General features: G+C 57.8%; 20 protein-coding genes and 1 tRNA gene. 7 read left to right on the top strand and 14 right to left on the bottom strand.

The genetic code is table 11. The features are described from left to right. Nucleotides 1-46 precede the first annotated feature (46 nt). Nucleotides 47-1507 (bottom strand): NAD-dependent succinate-semialdehyde dehydrogenase, encoded by a 1461-nt coding sequence (locus GGR28_RS09680; protein WP_183495583.1) that lies wholly within the window; start codon nt 1505-1507, stop codon nt 47-49. 98 nt (nt 1508-1605) lie between these two features. On the opposite strand from GGR28_RS09680, the gene GGR28_RS09675 reads away from it, so the two are divergent. From GGR28_RS09675 to GGR28_RS19465, 5 genes are all read left to right on the top strand, one after another. Further along, nucleotides 1606-2157, top strand: a complete 552-nt coding sequence (locus GGR28_RS09675) for a type 1 glutamine amidotransferase domain-containing protein (protein WP_183495582.1) — start codon at nt 1606-1608, stop codon at nt 2155-2157. Between the two features lie 96 nt (nt 2158-2253). After that, nucleotides 2254-3111 (top strand): energy transducer TonB, encoded by an 858-nt coding sequence (locus GGR28_RS09670; protein WP_183495581.1) that lies wholly within the window; start codon nt 2254-2256, stop codon nt 3109-3111. 143 nt (nt 3112-3254) lie between these two features. Beyond that, nucleotides 3255-3328, top strand: a tRNA-Asp gene (locus tag GGR28_RS09665). Nucleotides 3329-3418: 90 nt separating this feature from the next. After that, the gene (locus GGR28_RS09660; protein ID WP_183495580.1) at nt 3419-3682 is read left to right on the top strand and encodes a GIY-YIG nuclease family protein; all 264 of its coding nucleotides are present in this window, start codon (nt 3419-3421) and stop codon (nt 3680-3682) included. Between the two features lie 149 nt (nt 3683-3831). After that, nucleotides 3832-4242 carry a GIY-YIG nuclease family protein gene (locus GGR28_RS19465; protein ID WP_183495579.1) on the top strand — a complete coding sequence of 137 codons (411 nt, stop codon included), beginning with the start codon at nt 3832-3834 and terminating at the stop codon, nt 4240-4242. A gap of 355 nt (nt 4243-4597) precedes the next feature. Here the strand turns inward: GGR28_RS19465 and GGR28_RS09650 are convergent, their stop codons facing one another. The 5 genes from GGR28_RS09650 to GGR28_RS09630 all read right to left on the bottom strand — a co-directional run bounded on the left by GGR28_RS09650 (nt 4598) and on the right by GGR28_RS09630 (nt 10245). Further along, nucleotides 4598-5131 (bottom strand): DUF937 domain-containing protein, encoded by a 534-nt coding sequence (locus GGR28_RS09650; RefSeq protein WP_183495578.1) that lies wholly within the window; start codon nt 5129-5131, stop codon nt 4598-4600. A gap of 73 nt (nt 5132-5204) precedes the next feature. Further along, nucleotides 5205-5444, bottom strand: coding sequence for a hypothetical protein (locus GGR28_RS09645; RefSeq protein WP_183495577.1), 240 nt, complete (start codon nt 5442-5444; stop codon nt 5205-5207). Nucleotides 5445-6038: 594 nt separating this feature from the next. Next, nucleotides 6039-7436 (bottom strand): peptidylprolyl isomerase, encoded by a 1398-nt coding sequence (locus GGR28_RS09640; RefSeq protein ID WP_183495576.1) that lies wholly within the window; start codon nt 7434-7436, stop codon nt 6039-6041. Between the two features lie 8 nt (nt 7437-7444). Further along, on the bottom strand, nt 7445-8302 hold the full coding sequence (locus tag GGR28_RS09635; RefSeq protein WP_183495575.1) for a hypothetical protein: 858 nt from the start codon (nt 8300-8302) through the stop codon (nt 7445-7447). After that, a complete protein-coding gene (locus GGR28_RS09630) occupies nt 8299-10245 on the bottom strand; it encodes a peptidylprolyl isomerase (protein WP_183495574.1) in 1947 nt (648 codons plus the stop codon). Before GGR28_RS09630 ends, GGR28_RS09635 begins: the two co-directional genes overlap by 4 nt. 98 nt (nt 10246-10343) lie before the next feature. Between GGR28_RS09630 and GGR28_RS09625 the strand changes: the two genes are divergently transcribed. Both GGR28_RS09625 and GGR28_RS09620 read left to right on the top strand, forming a co-directional pair. After that, entirely contained in the window at nt 10344-11825 is a 1482-nt protein-coding gene (locus GGR28_RS09625) for a lipopolysaccharide biosynthesis protein (RefSeq protein ID WP_183495573.1), read from the top strand. A 14-nt stretch (nt 11826-11839) separates the two neighbouring features. Next, the gene (locus GGR28_RS09620) at nt 11840-12511 is read left to right on the top strand and encodes an SGNH/GDSL hydrolase family protein (RefSeq protein WP_183495572.1); all 672 of its coding nucleotides are present in this window, start codon (nt 11840-11842) and stop codon (nt 12509-12511) included. Between the two features lie 27 nt (nt 12512-12538). Here the strand turns inward: GGR28_RS09620 and GGR28_RS09615 are convergent, their stop codons facing one another. The 8 genes from GGR28_RS09615 to GGR28_RS09580 form a co-directional block, all read right to left on the bottom strand. Further along, nucleotides 12539-13372, bottom strand: a complete 834-nt coding sequence (locus GGR28_RS09615; protein ID WP_183495571.1) for an ion transporter — start codon at nt 13370-13372, stop codon at nt 12539-12541. Nucleotides 13373-13416: 44 nt separating this feature from the next. Then, complete coding sequence (locus GGR28_RS09610) at nt 13417-15387, bottom strand: tetratricopeptide repeat-containing sensor histidine kinase (protein WP_183495570.1); 1971 nt, start codon at nt 15385-15387, stop codon at nt 13417-13419. 28 nt (nt 15388-15415) lie between these two features. Further along, nucleotides 15416-15565 (bottom strand): hypothetical protein, encoded by a 150-nt coding sequence (locus GGR28_RS09605; protein WP_183495569.1) that lies wholly within the window; start codon nt 15563-15565, stop codon nt 15416-15418. Nucleotides 15566-15675: 110 nt separating this feature from the next. Then, the gene (locus GGR28_RS09600) at nt 15676-16440 is read right to left on the bottom strand and encodes a LytR/AlgR family response regulator transcription factor (RefSeq protein ID WP_183495568.1); all 765 of its coding nucleotides are present in this window, start codon (nt 16438-16440) and stop codon (nt 15676-15678) included. A gap of 108 nt (nt 16441-16548) precedes the next feature. Next, on the bottom strand, nt 16549-17100 hold the full coding sequence (gene lptC, locus GGR28_RS09595) for an LPS export ABC transporter periplasmic protein LptC (protein WP_183495567.1): 552 nt from the start codon (nt 17098-17100) through the stop codon (nt 16549-16551). Next, nucleotides 17097-17273: a hypothetical protein gene (locus GGR28_RS09590; protein ID WP_183495566.1), complete on the bottom strand. Its 177-nt coding sequence runs from the start codon at nt 17271-17273 to the stop codon at nt 17097-17099. Before GGR28_RS09590 ends, lptC begins: the two co-directional genes overlap by 4 nt. A gap of 36 nt (nt 17274-17309) precedes the next feature. Further along, the gene (locus GGR28_RS09585; RefSeq protein ID WP_183495565.1) at nt 17310-19463 is read right to left on the bottom strand and encodes a peptidylprolyl isomerase; all 2154 of its coding nucleotides are present in this window, start codon (nt 19461-19463) and stop codon (nt 17310-17312) included. Between the two features lie 103 nt (nt 19464-19566). Continuing rightward, entirely contained in the window at nt 19567-20163 is a 597-nt protein-coding gene (locus GGR28_RS09580; RefSeq protein ID WP_183495564.1) for a Maf family protein, read from the bottom strand.

Here is a 20163-nt window from a genome sequence, read left to right as displayed (position 1 = left end):
CTCTACCTGGAGGAAAAGGGTGCCGATCAGAGATCGGTGCCCTTTTTTATTTTTCCAGACCACCCCAACACAAATACTTGATCACGAGGTAATCTTCCAATCCGTACTTAGATCCCTCCCGGCCAAAGCCGCTCTCCTTCACACCGCCGAAGGGGGCCAGGGTGGTTGAGATCATACCGGTGTTGATGCCGACCATACCGTATTCAAGGGCTTCGGCTACTCGCCAAATCCGGGCGTGGTCCCGGCCGTAGAAGTAGGCGGCGAGGCCGTAGGGGGTGTCATTCGCCAGTTCAATCACTTCTTCTTCCGTATCGAACCGAAAAATCGGTGCGACCGGTCCGAAAACCTCCTCCTGGCTGATGTCCATCCTTGAATTGGCGTTGACCAAGAGGGTAGGGCGGTAACACCGCGGCCCCTTATCGGAAGGCTCTCCCCCGACGATGACTTCGGCACCCTTATCGACAGCGTCTTTCACCAAGCGTTGGACCTTATCGAGGGCCGCGTCGTTGATGAGGGGTCCGATGTCGGTGTCGGATTCAGTGCCAGGACCGACCTTGAGGTCACCTACCGCAACGGCCAGCTCCTTCACAAATTCATCATAGATGCCGGACTGCACGTACAGCCGGTTAGCGCAGACGCAAGTTTGACCCGCATTGCGGTATTTTGACTCCACTGCTCCTGCGACCGCGCCCTTTACGTCTGCGTCGTTAAACACGATGAAGGGGGCGTTTCCGCCCAGTTCTAGCGAAAGTTTTTTTAGTGTGCCCGCACTTTGTTCCATCAGCTTTTTACCGGTGGCGGTACTGCCGGTGAAGCTTAGTTTGCGTATCCGCTGGTCGTGAGTAAGTACCGCTCCTACTTCGGCCGGCCGACTGGTGGGGACAACGTTGAACACACCCGGGGGCAGACCTGCCTTGTCGGCCAAAAACGCCAGGGCCAGGGCGCAAAGGGGGGTGTCTTCGGCCGGCTTCACGACAACGGTGCAGCCAACCGCGAGGGCGGGCGCCACCTTGCGGGTGATCATGGCGATCGGGAAATTCCAGGGGGTAATGGCGGCCACCACCCCTACCGGCTGTTTAATGGTAATAATGCGCGCATCGCCCCGGTGGCTGGGAATGACATCGCCGTACGCCCGCTTACCCTCCTCGGCAAACCACTCGATGAAGGAGGCACCGTAGGCTACTTCGCCGCGGGATTCTGTGAGGGGCTTTCCCTGCTCGCGGGTCATGATTATGGCAAGGTCTTCCTGGTGCTCCATGATCAATTCGAACCAGCGACGTAGGACGGTCGAGCGCTCTCCGGCGGTGTTGGCGCTCCATGCGGGGAAGGCGGTGGCGGCGGCAGCTACTGCGCGGAGAGTTTCGGTTTCCCCCAGATCGGCTACCGCGGCAATTACTTCGTCGGAGAATGGATCGTGGACGGCAAAAGTAGCCCCGTCGTCGGCGGGCATCCACTCCCCGTTTACGTAGGCGGATTGTTGCAATAAGTCCTGGGAGTGTAGGGTCATAGCTGTCCATTATTGGGATGGGAATCGCCGGATATTGGCTGCCGAACATCCCCGATCCGGCACCCGTAATAACTCCTGAACCCTAAAACAGTTAACGTATGCAACTCAGCAATGTAAAAGTAGCGGCCCTGGCCACCACCGGATTCGAAGAAGTCGAATACACCAAACCAAAACAAGCCCTGGAAGATGCCGGTGCGACGGTGCACTTGGTGAGTCCAGCATCCGGATCGATCAAAGCCTGGGACGGCGACGACTGGGGCGGTGAGCATACCGTGGATGTCAATCTCAGCAATGCCGATGCATCCGATTACGATGCCCTGCTGCTACCCGGTGGCGTGCTTAGTCCCGACAGTCTGCGGATCAACGATGCAGCCCTCTCATTCGTCAAGGCGTTCTTTCGGTCCGACAAGCCGGTGGCCGTGATTTGTCACGGGGGGCAGACCCTTATTTCCGCCGGTTTGGTGAAAGGTCGGACGATGACGGGCTACGTCTCCGTACGACCCGATCTTGCCAATGCCGGCGCGAAGGTGCAGGATCAGGAAGTCGTCGTCGATGGCAAACTGGTCAGCAGCCGCAATCCGGACGATATCCCCGCCTTCAATAAGAAGATGATCGAGGTTTTTGCCGGGAAGTCGGCCAGCGTAGCCTAAATTTCTTCGAACGGCGACCGTCATTTTGGGGGGTGAAGTGCATCTGTCGGTTATCTCGCGTAGCCGGCTTACGCTGCACCCCTCAATTTTTTTACCATGCTGTTATTTACCTTCAGTGGCACCACGGTGCTGCTGGGAATGGCTACGCTATGCTTGCTGATCGTTGTCGGCATTTTCCTTACCCGTCGACAGCTTCGCAATGCCCGGGAAGAGGCTGCCGATCTGTTCTCGTTATCACCCGCCATTCACCGGGTAGCGCTGTGCGCGGCCATCTTTACGGCCTTCCTGGCCATTAATTGGACACAGTTCCGGGAGATGCCGGTGTATGCATCAGGCCCTATCGTGCTCGATGAAATCATCGAAGTCATTCCCCGTACGATCGATCCACCCAAGCGTGACCCGCCCCCGCCCCCGCCGCCCCTCGCAATTGAACCCGTGGTGGATGAAGCTCCTCCGATAGATCTGACCGAGCGGGCTGTCTCACTCGACGATTTTGTTGCTATGCCCCCGCCGCCGTCGCTGCAAACGCCCAAATCGGTGCCCCCACCTCCTCCGCTACCCCCTCCCGCTCCACCGGAAGATGCGGCCCCCGTCCTCTTCGCCGAGCGAATGCCGGTATTCGGTGAAGCCTGCCAGAAATTGACGGGCGAAGAGCGAAAGGTATGTTCGGACCGCGAGTTGCTGACCTTCGTACAGCAAAACGTATCCTATCCGCCCATTGCGCGGGAGAACGGCATCCAGGGGGTGGTAGTGGTGAGATTCGTCGTTGAACGAGACGGTACGGTCTCCTCCATTGAGTCTATCCGCGAACTTGGTGGTGGGTGTACGGCGGCGGCCACCCGGGCCGTCGACGAGATCAACCGGGCGGGCAAGAAGTTCTCTCCCGGCATCCAGGGGGGTAGGACCGTAAGGGTAGCCTTCAACCTCCCGGTAAAATTTAAGCTGACCGACTGATTTCTTTTGTTCTGACAGCCAGGCCGCTACGTAGCGCGAGCCTCCGGAAACGGAAAAATTTTAGCTGTTTGCTTGCACCCGTTGCGAAGATGATCGTATATTTGCCGTCGCAATCGAGCAGTTAGCTGCTGTTTTGCACTACTGGTTTGGTAGTTCAGTTGGTTAGAATGCCGCCCTGTCACGGCGGAGGTCGCGGGTTCGAGTCCCGTCCAGACCGCATAAAGAGTCGCTTTCGCAAGAGGGTGGCTCTTTTGCGTTGGTGGAGGCGCAGTACTGACTGCCAGGACCGATACGACACACTACTTTTATGTTCTACGTTTATATCCTAGCTTCTACGACCAGCGGCGCTTACTACATCGGCTACACCAGCGACTTGTGGCAACGCGTTGCAACGCATCAGAAAAATGAAGGCCGGTGGACGAAAAACAAAGGACCCTGGGAGCTCAAATACTACGAAGCATTTAAGGTGGATACCGAGGCTCGCAAGCGTGAGCTACAACTCAAAAAGGGTAAGAACAAGAGCTACATCACATGGCTCATCGCACACGGGCCGGGTCATTCAATTGGTTAGGCTGCCGCCCTGTCACGGTCCCGACTGAGTCGGGACGGGTTCGAGTCCCGTCCAGACCGCATAAAGAGTCGCTTTCGCAAGAGAGCGGCTCTTTTGCGTTGGTAGAGGCGCAGTACTGACTGCCTGGACCGATACGACACACTAATTTTATGTTTTACGTTTATATCCTAGCTTCTACGACCAGCGGCGCTTACTACATCGGTTACACCAGCGACTTGTGGCAACGCGTTGCAACGCATCAGAAAAATGAAGGCCGGTGCACGAAATACAAAGGACCCTGGGAACTCAAATACTACGAAGCATTTAAGGTGGATACCGAGGCTCGCAAGCGTGAGCTACAACTCAAAAGGGGTAAGAACAAGAACTACATCACATGGCTCATCGCACACGGGCCGGGTCATTCAGTTGGCTACGCTACCGCCCTGCCACGGTCCCGACTGAGTCGGGACGGGTTCGAGTCCCGTCCAGACCGCATAAAGAGTCACTTTCGCAAGAGGGTGGCTCTTTTGCGTTTTATAACCGGCGAAAAAATCCGTGCTCATCCATACGATCCGTGGTGAGCTCCCCCCTTATGCAACACGGGTGTCTCGGACCAGAGGCCGCTCGATCTTGACTCGGCGTGCAACGCCTCGACCTTAATCCGTGGTCATCCGTACGAACCGTGGTTGGCCTTTTCTGTTGCGCAGTGACCCCTACCGTCTCGGACCAGAGGCGGCTCGACCTGAATAGTGACGAATCTGCGAAGTAATCCGCGCCTTCTGCGTAATCTGTGGTGGAAATAATGTCTCGGACCAGAGGCCGCACGACCTTGACTCGGCGTGCAACGCCTCGACCTTAATCCGTGGTCATCCGTGGTGAATAAACGTCTCGGACCAGAGGCCGCTCGACCACGATTCAGCGTACAATCTCTCGGCCTTACTTCAGAAATCCGCCGAGTGCGCCACCGAGGCCGCCGCCGTCATTACCGTCGTCACCATCGTCGTCTTTTTTGCCGAACATTCCCCCTACTTTTCCGAGGAGCCCGCCGGAATCGAGGCCAAGAACGGACATGAGGCTTCCCTGGTCGACTTCGTCGGTATCACCCGCCTGACGGGTTTTGCTTGCAAGATGGCTCATGATGAAAGGAAGGGCAACGGAACTTACCTTTTGCGCCACGTTGTCGGGTATTCCGAGCCGGCTGGTGAGTTTTCCAACGAAATTTCCGGCGATGGTTTGGTAGACCGCGTTGTTGGTCAGATTGCCGCCGGTGCTTCCCTGGCCGGACGCACGCTCGACCATATTCAAAATGTTACTGAAATTCCCCCCCGATAGGGCAGAGGTAATTCCTTCGGTAATTGATTCTTTCGCGAGCGGGACGGATGCCTCGGCTTGCTGGGCACCAAGACCGGTCTTCTCGGTAAGGTTCGCGACGAGTTGGCCCTTTACGGAGTCAATAATTGATTCTAGCATAGCGGTAACATTAAGGAAGTGGGTAAAACAAAGAAGCACTACCGGAGACGGTAGTGCTTCTTTAATGTTTTAACTAGCAGCAAAGTTGGGGAGCGGGTTCGCCGCGTGCGTAGCGGAGAATGGCATCAACGATGCGCTTGCGGGGGCTGAACTTGATGCGAGGTAGGGAGGCCTGAGCCTCAACCAAACGTACGAGCTCGGTAAGAAGAGCGGGGTCGGCGGCAATAGCGGCCTCGGTGGCTTCGATTTGTGCCTTGTCTGCCTCGCCATAGACGTAAGCGACAAGATCTGCTTGGGTAAAAGTTTGCTTCATGAGGAAAAAGTGTTGTTGAATCAAAGTGTCAAGTGAAAGATTCGGGTTAGGGTCCATTCGTGGCCCGTACCGATCTTGAAATATACAGTTTATTCTCAAATCCGTTTCCGGGAGGGGAAAGGTCCGACCCGGTGGTATGCCGCGAATAATGTGTTGAGCGGCGGAATTGTCCTTAAACCGGACAAGGTGTTTGTAAGTCCATTCCCTTCGCGGGACAATTATTGAATTCCCCGAGGGAAACCATGGTTAACGATGCCTGTGTCCGATATTGCAATGGCGTGTCGGGCAGGATTTTTCGTTTAGGTGCTCACGTACGGGGGTACGGAAGAGAACCTGGTTGTCGGTCGGGACGTGGCAGTTCTACCATTGTAGCGGTTGCCGCTTGTGCAAAATAGGGTGATGTCCTCGACTGCCAGTCTACGCAAAACGCGTCCACTCAGCAGTGCTACCGAAAATAGCGGGTAGTACATCACCTTGTTTGTATGATAACGGACCATGGGGTGTCCATGGTGTTGACTTATTGACTTTTATTAATTATTCCCTAAAATAGTGAGTGAATCCGGCAGGGGAGAGCAAATTTTATTTTCCCCGGTCTTACTTTCCCGTCACGATTTTGCCGTTTTCCCCACCCACGGTGATCTTCCGGCTGTCCTCAATCCATATTTTGATCTGTGGACATACCTGGTACCGCTCGTCGATCTCAACGAAGGTGGAGCTCACCCGCTTCTCGATCCAGTCGCTCAGGTACTGCTGCTGCTTGGCGTTCTTGGTGGCGTCCTGAATCTTTGCGTAATCCTGGCTAAGCGTTGCACGGTGGGGAGAAGTCCGGGATTGCAGCTGGACCACCCGCAGCATCGGCTCACCCGCAGGACTGCGGAACTCCAGTACCTCACTCAAGGAATCGATCTCCAGTTCGTCGATGGCGAAGTACACGTCGGGGTCAAGGTCACCGATTTCGAAGAAGGTGTTGCCGGAATTGGGATTGCTCATCCGTCCGTCGTTGTTGTAACTCTGGACCTTGTCGCTGCCGAAGCGTTTCACGGCATAGCTGAAGGTGAAGGTATCCACCCGGATCAGGTGGGCGATGCTGTCCAGATACCGCCGCGACTTTTCCATGTCGTCCTCCGTGATCTCGGGTTGCAGCAAGATGTGGCTTACGCGGATCGAGTTGCCCCGCCGGCCGTCGAGCCGGATCAGGTGATAGCCGAACTCCGACTCTACCACATCGCTGATCTCACCAAGGTCGAGGTTGTAGGCCGCCGCTTCAAACTCGGCGACAAACTTGCCCCGCTTGGTCCAGCCCAGGTCTCCACCCCCGCGGGCACTGCCGTCGGCACTGTTCTTCAGGGCGGCTTCCTCAAAGGTGATGAGGCTATCCAGGATTTGCCGGCGCAGGTCCTGCAGTCGCGCGACTACGGCCTGTTTAGTGCTGTCGTTGGCCTCCGGTTTTACGACGAGTTCGCCCACTTCCACCTCGGAATTGAAGTAGGGGAGGCTGTCGCGGGGAATTTCGGCAAAGAAGTTTTTGACTTCCGCCGGAGTGACCTTCACTTCCCGCACGACCGAGGCACGCATCCGGTCGACGGCCAGTTGCTCGCGCAAGTCCTCGCGAAACTGTTCCTTGGTTGCCGTAATGCTCTGACCGTAGTAATCTTCGAACTGGTTCACGTCGCCCCCCATATAGCTCAGAATGCGGTCGATCCGGGCATTCAGTTGCTGCTCCACTTCGGCGTCGTTGACCTCGATACTGTCGAGTTTCGACTGGTTGAAGAGCAGTTTACCCACCAGGCTCTGGTCCAGGATGGCGCAACGGGCTTCGGGTGGGAGGGGCTCGTTGGTTTGTGACTGGGCCAGCGCAAACTGTTCCTCGAGGTCGGAAAGCAGAATGTACTCACTGCCTACGCGGGCGATCACCTCATCGATTACGGTGCCCCTTTGGGCGGAGAGGCTGCAGCAACAGAGGCACAACAGGAGGGTGAGGAAGTTATTCATGGTTCCGATTAACGGTTGGTAAAAAATTCAATGTTATTGCGCCGGAGCTCTCGCTCGAAAATCTCTTCGCGTGCGCGCTCCAGTACCTCACGTTTTCTGCCGTGAAGAATGGCGCGGCGCGCCTGGTTGACCACGTAGCTAAGTGGTGCGATCTCCCTGCGCGGCTTCAGTTCGAAAAGGCGAAAGTAATACCGGTTCGTCCCGTCGAGCTGACTAAACTCCCGTTTGGAGTTCACATTATCGGCCGTCAGCGTACCCTCGGGCAGTTGGGCGGCTACTTCTTCGAGGCTGTACCAGGTGGAATCGCTGAGGAGGGCTACCTCGGCGTACTTGCGCGAATAGTCCGCCAGGGCCGCCGTATCCTGGGGTTTGCCGTTGTTCCAGAGGTCCTGTAGCGCCTCCTCTTCGGGGGTAGGGTAGGGTACCCGAATGAAGAGACAACGCACGATGGGCTTCTCCAGTTGGTACTGTTCCTTACTCGCTTCGTAAAATTCCTCGAGTTCGGCCTGACCAATCGCGCTGTCGAGCCGGGTACTCACCAGTTGTTCTTCGTAGCTGCTGCGGACCAGGCTGGCCCGGTAGTCGCGCACCAGGCGGTCGAGATTGAGGTCGCTCGGCGCGTTCTGCTCACTCTCCCACAGGAGTACGGCATCACGGGCCCAGCGGTTGACGAAGGCTTCCACGATCATCGCGCTATCGGCCGCGGTGGCCCGCTCCGGAAACATTCCCTCCATTTCCGAAAGACGCAGTTCCCGCTGGTGGACCCGCGCAAGCACGGGGTCGGTGGAGTCCTTGATGGGGGCTTCCGCACACGACAACACCAGTAAGAAAAGGACGGCCGTTGCCCCCCAGTAGCTTGACTTCAAGAACGGATGAGTTTATTCAGGACGCTTTTATTGACCTTGACCTGGTACTGTTTGCGCAGCTGCTCTACCCACTCCCTTTCCAGCTGGTCCTGGTAGTCGGCAATGACGTAGCCGCGGGCCTCCGCAAGTTCCTTCCTGCGGGCGGGCAATATTTCCTGCACCAGCGAGAAGGTCGTGAGCCCGGTACCGGGATCGACGGTGGGCTCGGTACGTGCACCGGCATCCATGGTGAGTCCTTCCGGTATCCGGTCCGCCTCGTACAAATTTTCTTCCACGCTCACCGCTTGGCGGCCGAATTCTTCCATCGTGCGCTCCGCGTCGTGACTCTCGAGAAAGGCAAGTACCTCATCGGCACTAAGGGAATCGGTGCTCCGGATGGATACTTGCGCCACGCGGGCCCGCGGTCCGTACCGGTAATCGTCGCGGTGGGCGTCAAAGTAGGCCTGCAGTCCGGTCGAATCTTCCCCGGCCCGGTCCCACACCTCCAGTTTGGTGGCTTCGAAAAGTAGGATGCCCTCCCGGTATTCGCGCATGAGGGCCCGGAATTCGGGGAACTTGTCTTCCAGTTGTTTTTCCGCGTGGGCCTGTACCGATTCGTTGACCCACTGTTCGTAGAGTTCGGCCGCGGCTCCGGCGGGGTCGTGGCGGCGTTGTAGGCTGGATCGCAGCCGGGCATTACGGGTCAGGAAGGTCTCGAAGTCGGCGGTCCGCAGCTCCCGATCGGCTATTTTGAGCAATACGGGGCCATTGGTGTCGACCGGAAACACCTTTCCTACGTCGAAAAAGCTGGAGTCGAGGCCAGCAGTATATGCGGTAAAGTTGTCTTCCATCTCTTCGGTGCCGTACTCGCGTTTGAGCCGCCGTGCCATGGCGCGCAGGGCGTCGGTGTAGCGGGTATCCTTCTTTACGGCTCCCTCCAAGAGAGGGCGCTGTTGGTCGAGGGGTTGTACGCCCCGGCGGGAAATGCGCCGCAGGATGTGGAAGCCCACGGGACTTTCGATCACTTCGCTTACCTGTCCGTCTTCCGTAAGGGCGAAGGCCGCTTCCTCGAAATCCTTATTGTAGCGGTTGATCCCGAAAAAGCCGATGTACCCTCCCTGATTTTTGGTCTTGTCGTCTTCGCTGTATTCCGCGGCTACCGCTTCAAACGATTGGCCGTCTGCGAGCGCCTTCCTGGCCCGCATGGCTTTTTCCCGGAGTTGGTCCGCACCTGCGTCCCCGCCTTTGCGAATAAGTATGTGGGCGATCTCGACTTCGCCGTAGGCGGGGCGGGTGCCGTGCTTAAGATACAGATGGTAGCCGGCAGCCGTGCGTACCGGACCCCCCACCTGGCCGTCGGGTGCCGCATATAGGGCTTCCTCCAGGCGGTACATGCCGTTGGGGAGGGGAGCGCTGACGTAGCCGATGCGACCGCCCTTGTCCTTGCTGTAGGTATCCTCGCTCCGGGACGATGCCAGTTCGGCGAAGTTGTCCGCCGTGAGTTGTTCCCGGAGTTCCACGGCCCGCCGGTAGACAGCCAGGGTGTCGGCGGGTGCGTTCGAGGGAATCTTGAGCAGGATGTGACTGAAGTCGACGTCCTGTTGCTGGCGGTCGTACAGCTCCGCTACCAGCCGGTCGGTCACTTCCCGGTCGACGAGGTAGTTGTCGGCCAGTTGCTGGCGGTAGCCCTCCAGTTCATTCCGCAGGGCAGTGATGGTGTCGAGGCCCATGTCGCGGGCCCGGGCCACCTTGAGCTTGAAGCGCTCGTAGAGGTCGAGGTACTCCATGACGCTTTCCCGGCTGAAGGTGGCATTGTCGCCGTTGGTCTTGCCGTAGATGTAGCGAAACTCACCTACGGTCACCGGCTTGCCGTCTACGGAAAAGAGGACGTCGTCGTCGTTCTGGGCCGACAGCGGTAGGATGAAGAGTAGGGAAGCGGCGAGCCCGAAGAAATATTTGATCATTGGTGTCTGTTGTATCCGTCGCAAATAAAAAGGCCCGTGGGGGCCGCAAAAGTAACCATTTTCGGTGGGTGCTTATTGCGAGACGCCTACCTTGCGGCGTGTCACTGAAGAAGCTCTCGGGCGAAACGCTAGTCTACGGCCTCAGCAGCATTTTGGGCCGCCTGCTCAATTTTGCGCTCGTCACCCCCTTTGTTACGCGGGTCATGTCGGACGGAGAGTTCGGTGAGGTCGGCAACCTCATGTTTTGGACCGCTTTGCTGATCGCCCTCCTGGTTTTTCGTATGGATACGGCGGTGTTCCGCTTCGCCAGTCGGGGTGAGTACGACCCCCGCGACGTTTTTCGCCGGGCCCAGTGGCTGGTCGTAATCCTAACGTTTGCGGTCATCGGTCCGCTGCTCGCCTTTTCCGACCCCATCGCCGAGCTACTGGAAGCGCCGCGGGCGGCTACCTACGTGCAGCTGGTGCTGGTCACCATCGCCTTCGATGCCCTGAGCGCGGTACCCCTGGCCCGACTACGGTTGCAGCAACGGGCGTGGTTCTTCGTGGCCGCGAATCTGGGCAATGTGGTGATCAACATTCTGCTGATTTACTTCCTCCTCTACTACCTACCTACGTACTTACCGGAATACTTCGAACCATCCTTCCGGGTCGGCTATTACCTGGTTTCGATTGCCGTGGCGGCCGGACTGCGCTATCTGGTGTTGCTGGCCGACGGGCTCCGGCAGCCCCGTCCGCGCAGTCGCACCGATGCCGTGCACGGCGGCCGGTCCGAAGTTCAGGCACCCTCCCTGCGCCGGTTGCTCCGGTACAGCCTGCCCCTCACGGTCGTCTCCGTAGCCGGTATCGCGAACACGCTGGTGGGGCCGAGTATATTGATCGACCACAACGCGGCCTGGGCTGGGTACTTCAAGGCGGCCCTGAGTATGGCCGTGTTTCTAAATCTGTTCATCACGGCCTACCAGTATGCCGCCGAGCCGTTTTTCTTCCGGCAGTCGGGGGCGGATCTGGCTACGGCCGACCGGGGCATTTACGCGGATGCCATGCGGGCTTACGGACTGGTGGGTACCCTGGCCAGCGCGGGCATCATTCTCGGGCTTCCGTGGCTGCAGTACTTCATCGGCCCCGATGTACGTCCCGGACTGGTCGTATTGCCCATCCTGCTGGCCGCCAACTTTCTTTTCGGCATCTACAGCAACCTGAGCATCGCGTATAAGCTTACCGATCAGACCTTCCTGGGGGGAGTGATCGCGGCGGTGGGCTCGATTTTTGCCGTGGGCGGGCCGTTGCTGTTTACCGGGCGTTACGGCATATATGCGCCGGCCGTGGGCATGCTGGCCTGTTTTCTGGTGATGTGCGTACTGGTGTACTTCGTTTCGCGGCGCTACTTTCCGGTGAATTATCCCTTCGGCCGTATCCTTATCTATGTTGTGCTGGCGGTGGGAGTATGCCTGCTGGGTAATTTTTCCGCTGCCCTGCCCTGGCGGGTATTCTTGCTGCTGGTGCTGATCGCGGCACTTTTCCTCGTGGAGCGAAAATGGCTCCGCCGTACCTTTATGGGCGGGGCCGCAGGTGCGGTGTAAATTCAGCCAAAGCTATGTTCTTCCGATTGCTCTCTCTCCTGTTCGTCACCGCGCTCCTGATCGGCTGTGCCGTACCCTTAAAGAAGCGGAGCCTACTGGTCATCGGCGACAGCAATGGAGCCGCCGACCGGGGGTGGGTGTTTCAATTGCAGCAACTGCGAGGTGGGGGTCCCCTGGTGAACACCTCGCTCTCCGGCAATACCATCGGCTTTTCCGACAACGGACAGATGGACCGCAACACCCTGGAAAACCTGACCCCCTACCTGCGCCGGGGCTACGCCGAAATGGGGGAGATCGACGAAATCCTGATCGCCCTGGGTACCAACGACTGCAAGGACAAATTCTCCGACCGGCAGGAAGAAATCGGCGAAAACCTGAAAACACTGCTGAGCCGTACGCGCGCTTTCTTCGAGGAACGTGGACAGGACATGCCCCGGATCGTACTCTTGACTCCCCCGCCGACCGGTGACGACGACAGGGTGGGCGACGAGTTTCGGGGGGTGAAGCGCTGTACGGCGGAACTGAGCGAACTGATCCGTGGCATTGCCATCGACGAGGGCTACTGCCTGGTCGATCTTCAGCGGCAGCCCGGCGATGCGGTACTGGTCCATTCCGACGACGGCATTCACTTCGACGGTCAGGGCTACCGCATGCTGGCAAAGAATATCGTCAGCTCGTGTTACTGAGGTCTGGCGCCGCCTAAGTCGGCCATTCTACTGCTCGGGATTGAGTCTGCCGCCGCAGTATTTACAGTAGACTGCATCGTCGTCGTGGCCTTCCTTGGCGCAAAAGCGACATACCTGGGTGTTGTTACGGAGGGGCTTTCTTCTTCTCTCCCCCCTCATCATCTCGCTGGTGACGATACCGGTCGGCACGGCGATGATGGCGTAGCCGATGATCATCACGACGGCGGAGAGAAACTGCCCGATCTGGGTCTGGGGCGTGATGTCGCCGTACCCGACGGTAGTGATGGTCACGATTGCCCAGTATACGGCCCGGGGAATGGAGGAGAAGCCATCGTTGGAACCGCCCTCGATCAGGTACATGACCGCTCCGATGATGGTGACCAACATGGTGACGGCAAAGAGGAATACGGCGATCTTGTTGCGGCTATCCGCGAGTGAACGGCGTAGTTGGTCTCCTTCGTTGAGGTACTGCCCGAGTTTGAAAATCCGGAATATCCGCATCAGGCGCAGAACGCGAATGATTAGAAAGTACTGGCTATTGGGAATCAGCAGGCTGAGGTAAGAGGGTAGGATAGCCATGATGTCGACAATGCCGTAGAAACTCAGGGCATACTTCAGGGGGCGAACGGTCACGTACAGCCGGAGTGCGTACTCTATGGTAAAGACGATGGTAAGGAACCACTCCGTGTAGAAGAAAAGGGTGTGGTACCGCTGGTTCCATTCTTCGGAACTTTCCAGCATCACCGCTATAACCGAAACGCCGATCAGAATGAGTAGGGCAATATCGAAAAACTTCCCGGTCGGCGTGTCGGCTTCGAAAATGATCTCGTGGATACGGTTGCGTAGCCGGCGGTCGGGCATAGTGGTAGGGAGAATGGGGCGTTAAGGTAAGCAATTAGGTAAGCTCACCCGGTAGCGCGCCGGGGCAGGGCATCGCTGAACGGTATCCTCACCTGCACCTGCGTCCCCGCCGCTTCTCCGTCGGGATGGTACAAATCGGTGATCTCCACCCAGTTGGTTTGTTCGTCGGACAGCAACTGTAACCGTGACTCGGTGATTTCGGTCCCCCGGGACTGGTGGTGAACGCGGGTCGGATCGCGGGCCTGTACCTCACTTACCTTCACCCGGCCGATGCCGTTGTCGGTTACGATAGCCAGCAGGTGATCTTCCCCGTCGGGAAGGAAGGCTACGTCGATGTGGCCGCTGGGTTGCCCGCGTAGGCCGTGCTCGATGGCGTTTTCAACGTAGGGCTGTAGGATCATGGTGGGGATTCCGATGATGTCCTCCTCCAGTTCTCCGTCGAGGGTGACGGTGAAGGTCAGTTGGCCCTCGAAGCGGAGGTGGCGATTGATCTCGAGGTAGTCGGTAAGGAACTGCCGTTCTTCCTCCAGGCTGATGTATTCCCGGTTGGTGTACTCCAGGCTCTGCCGCATGAGCATGGCGAACTTGGCGAGGTACTTGCTGGCGGTGGCCGCATTGTTGGTGGAGATGAACGACTGGATGCTGTTCAGGGCATTGTACAGAAAGTGGGGGTTCATCTGTGCGCGCAGGGCCCGCAGTTTGAGCTGACTGGCCTTTAGCTTGAGCTGCTTGTTTTCCTGTTCCCGCTCCTCCGCCCGAAACTGGGCGGCGAACTGCTGCTGCCGCATGATGTCGATCTGGTTGTGGAACCGCAGGTTGTACTGATCGTAGGTGCAGTGGTGGTGGTAGGCTGCTTGGTAGTCGCCGGTATTGGCGTGGGCGATGGAGAGGTAGAGGTAGGCATCCGCCACCATGCTCAGGAGTCGGGGGTCGCTGGTGCGTTCGTTTACTTCGGCGGCGGGCAGGGTCAGGTTAATTTGCCGGATGGCCGCCCCCCACTGGCCGTTGTCCATCAGTAGCGTGGCCCGCATAAATCCGATGCTCGCCAGCTCCACCCGCTCGGGAGATTTTTCGTTGCGGTAGAGGTCTTCCGCCCGGTCGAGGTAAGTGGATGCCTGGTCCGTCTGGCCCAGGTGGTGGTAGCACACCCCCATGTTGGCGTAGGCTGCGGCCAGGGCGCTGGCCGATCCGTTGGCGTCGCTCCCGACGATGGATTGAAAGTACGTCAACGCTTCCCCGTATTCGCCGCTGGATACGAGTTCTTTTCCGAGATTGAGTTGGTGCCAGGGCAGGCGGGCGCGCAGGTCGAAGCGTTCGCAGCGGTCGATGGCCTTCTCGAAGGCGGCGACGGCTTGGTCGCTTTCTCCGCTGTTCTGGTACACCGCGCCGATCCCCGCCTGGGTAAGTGAATAGAAATAGTGGTCCTTCGGGGAAAGCTCAATGGTGTCGCCCGTCAAAAGCGTCTCGGCCTCCAAGAATTTGATGGTGGCCTTCGGGTAGCTGAAGTAGAGCAGGTACAGGTACCCGTGGCGGCAGGCGGCCCGGGCGCGCAACTGGTCGCTGGGATAAGACTCCAGTAGGCGGTAACAGCGGTCGAGGTAGTCGCTGGCTTCCTCCGTCTGACCGAGGTTGCTGAGGTGGCCGGTATAGGCAATGTAGATTTCGAGTCGGTCGGCGATGTCGCCCCGCTCCTCGGCAATATCCAGGGCGGCACGGAAGGGCGCGTCGGCCTGTTCGTAGCGGTATTCCTGGCTTTCCAGGCTAGCCAGTGCGAGGTGGTAATTGAAGTGGTAGTCGCGACCGGTTTGGTTCTCCAGCTTGGGGAGGGCAGCGGCGTGGTCGGTGAGCAGTTGTTGCTGCTGGCAGAGGAGTTCGCGGGCGCGGCGGGGACGGGTGTAGACGTACTGTCCCAGTAGGGAGTCGATCAGGTCAATCCGTTGGGGCCCGTCGGGCAGGCTGTTCAGGGTACCCTCGATCACCTCCGGTCCGGACGGTATGGAGTCGCGGTCGAGCATCTTGGATCGGAAGTCGTGGCCCGGCCGGCTACTGAGGCATAATTCCTCCGCACACCCGGCGGAACCAGTATCCCTGGCGTTTGCCGCCGGTCACCTGGTCCATGGTGTCCCGATCTAGTACATTGACCTTCTGATCTCGTTTGAGCTCTTCGATCGTTTTTTTTCCGTTTTGCGCCATGAGACGTTTGGTAATTATTCGGTATTCAGTAAGCATTCTATTTGCCGGTTGAGGAGGTCAACTGACTATTAGAAAGATACGGATAAAATTAGCGAATATATCTTATTTGTTTATAAAACATCCTGTAATAGTCGCAACTGGGTCATGAAGGCGGGGCGGCGGCGGCGGCTTACTTCGATGCGCATATCGTCGTCCATGACGATATAGCCTCCCTCTCCCTTAACGAACTTTTTCATGTAGTTCATATTGATGACGTGCCGTTTGTGCACCCGGTAAAAATTGACGGGGGCCAGCATGTCTTCGTACAGCTTGATCGTCTTGGAGGCGGTGATTCGTTGCCCGTCCGTAAGGTAGATGTGGGTGTAGTTGTCTTCCGCTTCGAAGCGGATGATGTCCCGAATCTTAACGAAGTGAATGCCGTCGACTCCACCGACGCTCAATTTTTCGAATGCGTTGGGGTGAGCCTGGTACTGCCGCATGATTTCCAGCCGCTCGTCGGTACGGGCCAATTGCCGGGGCTTCACGCGGCTCACGGCTTCGACGAGGCGGTCCGGGTCGATCGGTTTAAGGATATAGCCGATGCTGGAATAGTTACAGGCCTTCATGGCGAACTGATCGTAGGCCGTCACGAAGATGATATCGAAGTTGATCGGTCGCAGACGCTCGAGCAGTTGGAATACCTTGCCGTCGCCGAGGTTAATGTCTAGAAAGGCCAGGTCGGGCTTCATTCCCCCACGTTCGAACAGACGGTACCCCGATTCTACGCCGTCGGCTTCTCCGATCACCTCCACGTCTTCGCAGTGCAGGTTGAGCATCTGCTTGAGGTTGATCAGGCCCTTGCGTTCGTCCTCGATGATCACGGCATTCAGCAGCATAGCATTCTGTTGTGTATCAGTAATGTCCAAAACTACGAAATGCGATTCAGACGCCGTTTGGTCTGTCCTTAGTGAATTTAACGTTGCAAGCTCACGCCGGAGAGTTCCTTACTGCACCGGCTTGCTCACGGGAATACGGCCGTCGACCTGCAGTACCCGCGCCTGGGTGAAGCCGGCATCGCTTTCCAGCCCGTAGCCGGTGATGATGTAATCAGGCTGGGTGAGCACAACGAACTTATTGGTGTAAATCATTTCCCGCTGTTCGTCCCAGTTTAATTCTTCGGTCTCGAGCCGCTGCCGGTCGGTGGATTCCCACACTACGCTATCCCGTACGGTAATCAGGTTGTTGCGGCGGCGGTACACTCCTTCGTGGGCGACCAGGGTGCTGGTAGTGTCTTGCTTTTCGTCTAAAAAATAAGCGATGATGCCATCGGGAAATTCCTGGCGCGGGTCGGTCGGGTTCAGGTAATTGTACATCGTGGGTGCCTCCAGGATAAGGCGAATTCGGGCCGAATCGCTGTAGAGAATTTGGACGTCGCGGGCGACTTCGACTTGATCGTCGAGCACCTCTTCCAGGCGTGCTACGTCGGCCGGATCATTGATACAACCCGTAAGCAGGAAAATTAACAGCGGGAGTACCGGTTTCCCGAAACGCATCATGCGCTCGGGGCCTGGAGGGTTGTGCTCAGGTAACCGTACAATTCGGGCTGTTCGGGTACGAAGGCCTGATTCGCCTTGTACAGATAAATTACCAGGATTACGAACAGAAGTAAAGCGATGAAGCTGCCCATAAGGACGTATCCTTTGAATCCGGCTTGCTTGATTTCAGACATCTCTATTAATTTTTCCGCTAACGGTACTTCGGGTGATTAACGCCGGTTGTTGCATTCGGTACTGATTCGCTGGTCTTCGACGTCGACTTCGGCACGCAGGCCGTTCAGTAGTTGCTGGGAAACGCGGCTGCGACTGTTCGTGTTGATGGCCATGCGGGCACCGGGAAGATTGCCACTGCTCCCGGCGGGGGCGTCGGATAGTGGCTTCACGAGATACACACCGTTATTGCCGACGATCGGCTGACTGACCTGATTGGTAGCGCCGGTACTGGCGGCAGCGATCACCTTCGGCTCCGCACCGATGCCCTGGGGCAGGCTGCTGAGGGTTAAATTAACGGCATTGAGGGTATCCACGACGGTGTCGTAGGTGCGGGCTGCTTCGTTCAGGTCCATTCCGGCCATCGCCTCGGCGAGTTTGCGGCCCTTCATGCGATCGCGTACCGTATTTTCGATCGTCTCACGTACGGCCTCTACGGGAGCCATTCCCTTTGGAAGAACGTTTGCGAGTCCGACGGCCACGTACTTGTTTTCGTAGAAGAAGTTTTCGTCCGTGAAGGTGTATACGAAACCGCTGACGTCGCCCCGATCCGCGCCGAAGGCCCAACAGATCATGTCGCGTACGTCCTGACCACTTCCCAGGTTCGGGATGAAGAAGGTGCCGATATCGAGGGGGGCGGTCGTTTCTAACGTTACACCCTGGGCCTCAGCCGCGGCGCGCATCTCGTCCAGACTGTTCAGGCCGGTCAGGAACTTTTCGGCCTGGGCGCGAACGGCATCCTCCGTTTCACTACTCGGGATCATTGGTTCCGTCGCGTAGGCTACCTTGACTCGGGGAGTAGTGTTCTGGCTGCGCCGAATGATTTGAATCAGCTGCACACCGGTTGGCGTGGTCACTTTGTACCAACGCCGGGGTTCGCCGGTGATGAAAGCGAGGCGATCGACGGATTGGGCCAGTTGGCCGGGCTCGATGTTCTCGAGAACGCCGGCCGTGGCGATGGACTGCGGATCGCGGTTGAACTCGCTCGCCAGGTCGGTGAACTTGCTGGGATCTGCTTCCAGTACGGTCTGGAGGCTATCGATCAATCGGTTTGCCTCGGTAAACTGGCTGGGGATGCTGGCGTTGCGTACGATCCGGCGCAGGGTTACGCTGTCGGCCATTTCCCGGCGGTCGATGAGTTTGGCTACTGCCATCAGTTGTCCCTCCACAAAGGGGCCGTACACTTCACCTACGGCAACCTCGTTCATCAGCGCGTCGGCAATGGAGGGAGCGATCTGGTCTTCGGAAACGTAGGCACCGGTATAGGAACCGTTAGCTGCCAGGGCAAAGAGACTGTCGTCGCGCACTTCAGTTTGCTTCCATTCATTGGCGATGTCCTGCATGAGGGCACGAACGGCGGCGGAATCCGCCTGGGTGGCGTCGACGTTGAAGGATACGTAGGCGAGTTGCCGGGTTTCTTCCAGGTTGTCAAACTGGCTGCGGTTCTCGTCGATATAGGCCTGGAGGTCGGCGTCGGTGTATTCGACCTCGTCGTTATCCAATTCGTCGAAGGGGATACGGACCACGGCTACGCGACGGTTGGCGGACTGCTGATCGGCATATTCCTGTGCCATCCAGCTTGGTGCGTACATTGCCTTGGACACCAGCGCGCTTAGCTTCTCCTGTAGCCGTTGGGTACTTACCTGGCGGTTCTGGTACTTCCAGATGTCGACGAAGTTGGGGGGGAGTTCCCGGGCCTCGATCCCTTCCTCTATCGAATTTTCGTCGATGCGGGTGCGTACCCGGTTGAGTAGTTGGGCGTCTACCTGCCCAGTTTGGCGATTACCGTAGGTCTGGCGGATCACCGGGCTGTAGCGCGGGCCGTACGTTAGCTCGTCGAGCTCCGGTTTGGTTACGGTCAGTCCGAGGCGGTCGGTTTCGTTGCGGATGAGGCCTTCGCTCAGGTAAAAGTTCCAGAGGTTATCGCGGCTTTGGTAAGCGTCCGCGCTGGAGCCGGCTACTCCCAGGGTGCGCTCGAACTCATTTCGCTCGATCTCGACTTCGCCGACCCGCGCCATCACGGCTTCCGCCGGACCGATCGGGCCGCTGTTGCCGCTGTTCATGATATCCGAAAGGACGAACAACAGGATGCCTCCCCCGATGAAAAGGAGTACGAGAATCGGGTTGCTTCTAATCTTGCCAATCAGTGCCATACAGTAACTTATAAGGTTTTCCCATCCGCTTACGGAAGGGCCGCGAAGATACTATAATTTTCAGCGATGTGGACACCCCTTCCGCTAGCAAGGTATGATACGGTCAGCTGAGCGATGGGTTGGCGAGCGCCACGAGTCGCTCGTAGACTAGGTCTACCGGCAGCCCCATAATGGTCGGGTAAGTACCCTCTATCCGTCGGATTTTGGCCAACCCGATCCATTCCTGGATGGCATACGCTCCGGCCTTGTCGTAGGGGCGGTAACGATCTACGTAAGCTTCGGCCTCACGGGGAGTGATAGAATTCATGTAAACGTAAGCGGTGGAACTGAAGACCTCTTCGGTGCTCCGGGATTTCAGGCAACAGCCGGTAACTACGGTGTGCCGCTGTCCGGAGAGGCGTCGGATGATCTCCAGGGCGTGGTCGCGGTTGGTGGGTTTGCCGAAGATCTCTTCGTCTAAGATGACCACACTGTCGGCCGTAAGCAGCACTTCCCGATCGGTTTCCAGAAGGTGAGCGGCTGCCCCGGCCTTCAGTTTGGCCAGGTAGGGGGCTACGTCGAGGACCGGCGTTTCGGGGGGATAGATCTCGTCAACCTCTGCCGTGCGAATGGTAAAGGGGATGCCGGCCTGTTCGAGCAGGTAGCTACGGCGGGGCGACTTACTGGCCAGGATGAGGGAAAAATCGGGGGGGAGAAGCAT

Source organism: Neolewinella aquimaris (assembly GCF_014197245.1).
Lineage (GTDB): Bacteria > Bacteroidota > Bacteroidia > Chitinophagales > Saprospiraceae > Neolewinella > Neolewinella aquimaris.
This window is presented reverse-complemented; position numbering and strand designations above follow the sequence as displayed.

Excerpts from the sequence above, each read along its gene's own strand:
- GGR28_RS09680 (WP_183495583.1), bottom strand. The coding sequence starts at position 1,507 with ATGACCCTACACTCCCAGGACTTATTGCAACAATCCGCCTACGTAAAC.
- GGR28_RS09675 (WP_183495582.1), top strand. The coding sequence starts at position 1,606 with ATGCAACTCAGCAATGTAAAAGTAGCGGCCCTGGCCACCACCGGATTC.
- GGR28_RS09670 (WP_183495581.1), top strand. The coding sequence starts at position 2,254 with ATGCTGTTATTTACCTTCAGTGGCACCACGGTGCTGCTGGGAATGGCT.
- GGR28_RS09660 (WP_183495580.1), top strand. The coding sequence starts at position 3,419 with ATGTTCTACGTTTATATCCTAGCTTCTACGACCAGCGGCGCTTACTAC.
- GGR28_RS19465 (WP_183495579.1), top strand. The coding sequence starts at position 3,832 with ATGTTTTACGTTTATATCCTAGCTTCTACGACCAGCGGCGCTTACTAC.
- GGR28_RS09650 (WP_183495578.1), bottom strand. The coding sequence starts at position 5,131 with ATGCTAGAATCAATTATTGACTCCGTAAAGGGCCAACTCGTCGCGAAC.
- GGR28_RS09645 (WP_183495577.1), bottom strand. The coding sequence starts at position 5,444 with ATGAAGCAAACTTTTACCCAAGCAGATCTTGTCGCTTACGTCTATGGC.
- GGR28_RS09640 (WP_183495576.1), bottom strand. The coding sequence starts at position 7,436 with ATGAATAACTTCCTCACCCTCCTGTTGTGCCTCTGTTGCTGCAGCCTC.
- GGR28_RS09630 (WP_183495574.1), bottom strand. The coding sequence starts at position 10,245 with ATGATCAAATATTTCTTCGGGCTCGCCGCTTCCCTACTCTTCATCCTA.
- GGR28_RS09620 (WP_183495572.1), top strand. The coding sequence starts at position 11,840 with ATGTTCTTCCGATTGCTCTCTCTCCTGTTCGTCACCGCGCTCCTGATC.
- GGR28_RS09615 (WP_183495571.1), bottom strand. The coding sequence starts at position 13,372 with ATGCCCGACCGCCGGCTACGCAACCGTATCCACGAGATCATTTTCGAA.
- GGR28_RS09610 (WP_183495570.1), bottom strand. The coding sequence starts at position 15,387 with ATGCTCGACCGCGACTCCATACCGTCCGGACCGGAGGTGATCGAGGGT.
- GGR28_RS09605 (WP_183495569.1), bottom strand. The coding sequence starts at position 15,565 with ATGGCGCAAAACGGAAAAAAAACGATCGAAGAGCTCAAACGAGATCAG.
- GGR28_RS09600 (WP_183495568.1), bottom strand. The coding sequence starts at position 16,440 with ATGCTGCTGAATGCCGTGATCATCGAGGACGAACGCAAGGGCCTGATC.
- lptC (WP_183495567.1), bottom strand. The coding sequence starts at position 17,100 with ATGATGCGTTTCGGGAAACCGGTACTCCCGCTGTTAATTTTCCTGCTT.
- GGR28_RS09590 (WP_183495566.1), bottom strand. The coding sequence starts at position 17,273 with ATGTCTGAAATCAAGCAAGCCGGATTCAAAGGATACGTCCTTATGGGC.
- GGR28_RS09585 (WP_183495565.1), bottom strand. The coding sequence starts at position 19,463 with ATGGCACTGATTGGCAAGATTAGAAGCAACCCGATTCTCGTACTCCTT.
- GGR28_RS09580 (WP_183495564.1), bottom strand. The coding sequence starts at position 20,163 with ATGCTTCTCCCCCCCGATTTTTCCCTCATCCTGGCCAGTAAGTCGCCC.